Genomic DNA, 3,592 nt, shown 5'->3' with positions numbered 1-3,592 from the left:
CGCACGCGGGCCGTCGCCGAATTCGCTGTCGCGCACGCGCCGGCCATTCAGCAGCAGTGCGACCAGAAGGGTGTCACCCGCCAGGGCGGTGGCACTGCGGCCATCGATGCGCAGGGTGATGGCGGGGCGGTCGGATTCTGCCAGCCGCATGAATCGCGCGGGCAGTGGGGGAGCGTTGTCGGGCATGGGCGGCGGCTCGGCGTTGGTTTGGAAACAATGGGCTGACTGCTGCAATCTCAGCTCGCAAGCGCGGCACGCACCTCGGGGAAGGCGAGCACGTCGTCAAGCGTCTGCTTCACGCGCGCGAACATCAGCTCGAATTCGTCTTCGGTGTACGTCAGCGCTGGGGCAAAGCCGAGGATATTGTCGCCAAAGGCGCGGAACACGATGCCGTTGCCGTAGGCGGTCGCGGCAATGCGGTCGGACAGCCCCAGCGATGCGTCGAAGCCGCGCTTGCTGGCCTTGTCGCTGACAAGTTCCAGCGCGCCCAGCAGTCCGCGATGGCGCGAGTCGCCCACCAGCGGATGACTGCGTAGCGCATCCAGTCCGGCTGCGAAGGTTGCCGCGCCACGCTGCCCATTGGCCAGGATGCCCCCTTCCTCATACAGCCGCAGGACTTCCAGCGCCACTGCCGCACTGACCGGGTGGGCCGAATACGTGGCGCCGTGGCCGATGGGCGCTGCGCCGGGTGCGCCGTCGGCGATGCCGGCATAGACCTGGTCGGAGATCAGCGTCGCGCCCATCGGGACGTAGCCGGCGGTGAGGCCCTTGGCCAGCGTCATGATGTCCGGGGTGACGTCTTCGGCCTCGCAGGCAAACATGGGGCCGGTGCGGCCGAACCCGGTGATGACCTCGTCGACCACGAAGAGGATGTCCAGCTCGCGCGCGGCGTCGCGCATGGCCCTGAGCCAGCCCTTGGGCGGCACGATCACGCCGCCCGAGCCCTGGATCGGTTCGCAGAAGAACGCGGCCACATTGTCCGCGCCCAGTTCGGCGATTTTCGCGCGCAGTGCCGCCACCGAGGCGTCGATGATGCCTTGCGCATCGGTGGGATCGGCGGCGCGGTAGGGATTAGGCGAGGGGATGTAGTGCTGCGTCGGCAGCGGCAGGTCAAAGCCGCGGTGGAACGCAGGCAGGGCGGTGAGGCCGGCGCCCGTCGACGAGGAGCCGTGGTAGCCGCGCTCCAGCGAGATGAAGTGCTTCTTCGACGGGCGCCCGGTGGCGTTGAAGTACTGCGTGATGAAACGCACGGCCGTATCGACCGCCTCGGAGCCGCCCAGAGTGAGATATACGTGGTTCAGCGAGCGGGGCGTGATCTGCACCAGCTTGTCGGCGAGGCGGATCGCCGGCTCACTGCTGAAATGGAAGTAGCCGGTAGCGTAGGGCAGGCGGCGCATTTGCTCGGCGGCGGCCTGCACCACGCTTTCCTGGCCGTAGCCCACGTTGACGCACCACAGCCCTGCGAAGGCGTCGAGCACTTCGTGGCCGTTGGCGTCGGTCAGCCACGCGCCGCGGCCCGAAGACAGCACCGTGGGGCCGCGCTGCTCGTGCACGCGCCAGGGCGACACAGGGTGGATAAGGTGCGCGCGATCGGCGGCTTCAAGCGCGGCGAGCTGGGGCAGGTCAGTGAGTTGGGTCATGGCAGGGTCCGTTCGCGTCAATTCGTGTGCGCAGCACAACAGGCTGGCCTTTGCCTCAAGGTTACGGCAGGCGGCACATGGCGTGATGCTGCATTGAGGGGGCTGAACGAAGCAGGCTGCTGTTATGCGGGCCGTGGCAGCAGATTGTTTGGTAGTGCGCTTCCAGCAACCTGGCGGGTCTTTAGCCCATGGCCTGGGTCACGAGTGCGAACGGCGCCGGCGCCCCTGGAGGCGTGGCGATTGGTGCGCCGCGCACCATGGTCGTGGGCGCGTCCACGCGCGGCAGGCCAATGCTGTCCAGCCATTCAYCCAGCCCGCTGGCGCAGTCGATGTCGATACGCGTGAAGTTGCCCGCATTCAGGCCGGTCAGGTATGCGACCAGCGCCTTGGCGCCATTGGCGCCGGGCGCTACTACCGGGCCGATGGCATGGCCGCGCCCGAAGCGGCGCAGCATGGCGAAGCCGCGCGCTTCGCCTTCTAAGTCCAGCACCACGCAGGCCTCGGCGCTGGCCAGCAGGTCGTTGACCAATGCCTTGCGGGGCATGCCGCGCGCCTGCGCGTCGAGCCGGTGCAGCGCACCGGCCTCGTTGTGGCCCGCGGGGCGCAGGCGCCAGCCGTCGGGCAGGGCGATCAACGGGGCAGGCTGGGCCGTGCCCTGGTGCTGGCAAACCTCGCCGGTGCGCGCGAAGCCCAGGCGCTCGTACAGGCCGCGGCCATCGGCCGTGGCGTGCAGCAGCACGGTGCATTCGTCCAGGCCTTCGAGCAGCGCGCGCATCAGCCGGTAGCCGATGCGCCGGCCCTGGCACGCCGGCGTGACGATCACCATGCCGATGGTGGCGTGGTGCTTGCCCCAGCGCCAGCGCAGGGCAGTGGCGACGAACTGGCCATCGAGTTCGGCTACGATGCCCTCGGCGTGCGCGAACATCTGCTCCCAGTCGGTCAGGCGATGGGGCCAGCGCTGTTCCTGCGACAGGGCGTGGGCGCGCGTCAGGTCGTCGGCAGTCATCGGGCGCAGCACCACGCCGTCGTCAGCAATGGTGTCCTGGGCATGTGGAAGCGGGGCAAACATGGGCGTTGTCCTCGGGAAGAAAGGTTGGCACCGGCATTTATCTTGAACGACATCGTTCGGTCGAGCCAGAACGAGTTGGGGTTTATCCGTAACTTGCAAGATTCGTCTGCCGGAGGTGCCGGATTTGCAATTCAATGCGGTAGCGCAGGCTGTAACAGGGACAAATGCTGAGCCTTCTTGACTAGCATGAATGACCTGCAGTCATTCGCGGTGCGTCGTGACAAGTCCGCACCCGCCGGCCTTTCCAGACCAACCAGGAGCACTACGATGAGCGAAAGCCGTAAAGAGTTCGAGAACCTTGTCGGCCCCGGCGAAAGCCTTCGTGTGATGGATTTGCTCAAGCGCGGGGCGACGCGGCGTGACGTCCTGGCGATGCTGCTGGCGGGCGGCATGCAGGCCACGCTGGCTGGCAGCCTGGCCGGCGTGGCGGTCAAGGCCCATGCACAGACGCCCAAGCGGGGTGGCCGCATCCGCGTGGCAGCCGCCACGGCGGCCGCGTCCGATACGCTGGATCCGTCCAAACAGTCGAACCAGAACGACTACGTGCGCTGCAACATGGTCTACAACGGCCTGACCTCGCTCGATGGCAGCCTGACGCCGCGGCCGGCGCTGGCCGAGTCGTTCAACACGACCGATGCCAAGACCTGGGTCTTCACGCTGCGCAAGGGCGTGGCCTTCCACGACGGCAAGGCGTTGTCCCCGGCCGACGTGGTGTATTCGATCATGCGCCACAGGGACCCCGCCACCGCTTCCAAGGCCAAGGTGCTGGCCGAGCAGATCGAGAGCGTGAAAGCCACCGGCCCGAACGAGGTCACGGTGGTGCTCACCAGCCCCAATGCCGACCTGCCGGTGATCCTGGGCACCTTCCACTTCCTCATCGTCA

At 67.4% G+C, this 3,592-nt stretch carries 4 protein-coding genes; 1 reads left to right on the top strand and 3 read right to left on the bottom strand.

What is annotated here, in order from left to right; translation table 11 throughout:
- The 3 genes from AC1DK4_RS40380 to AC1DK4_RS40370 all read right to left on the bottom strand — a co-directional run.
- Positions 1-186 (bottom strand): 2Fe-2S iron-sulfur cluster-binding protein (locus tag AC1DK4_RS40380; protein ID WP_441624456.1); only part of this gene is annotated, 186 nt, incomplete at its 3' end.
- A gap of 50 nt (positions 187-236) precedes the next feature.
- Positions 237-1,640 carry an aspartate aminotransferase family protein gene (locus tag AC1DK4_RS40375; protein WP_441624454.1) on the bottom strand — a complete coding sequence of 468 codons (1,404 nt, stop codon included), beginning with the start codon at positions 1,638-1,640 and terminating at the stop codon, positions 237-239.
- A gap of 181 nt (positions 1,641-1,821) precedes the next feature.
- On the bottom strand, positions 1,822-2,709 hold the full coding sequence (locus AC1DK4_RS40370; protein ID WP_477132249.1) for a GNAT family N-acetyltransferase: 888 nt from the start codon (positions 2,707-2,709) through the stop codon (positions 1,822-1,824).
- A 267-nt stretch (positions 2,710-2,976) separates the two neighbouring features.
- Between AC1DK4_RS40370 and AC1DK4_RS40365 the strand changes: the two genes are divergently transcribed.
- The coding region (locus AC1DK4_RS40365) for an ABC transporter substrate-binding protein (protein ID WP_441624450.1) at positions 2,977-3,592 on the top strand (616 nt) is incomplete at its 3' end.

This window comes from Cupriavidus sp. 05N38 (assembly GCF_056397345.1).
Note: the sequence above shows the minus strand (reverse complement) of the source record. Positions and strands in the feature narration are given on the sequence as shown.

Excerpts from the sequence above, each read along its gene's own strand:
- AC1DK4_RS40375 (WP_441624454.1), bottom strand. The coding sequence starts at position 1,640 with ATGACCCAACTCACTGACCTGCCCCAGCTCGCCGCGCTTGAAGCCGCC.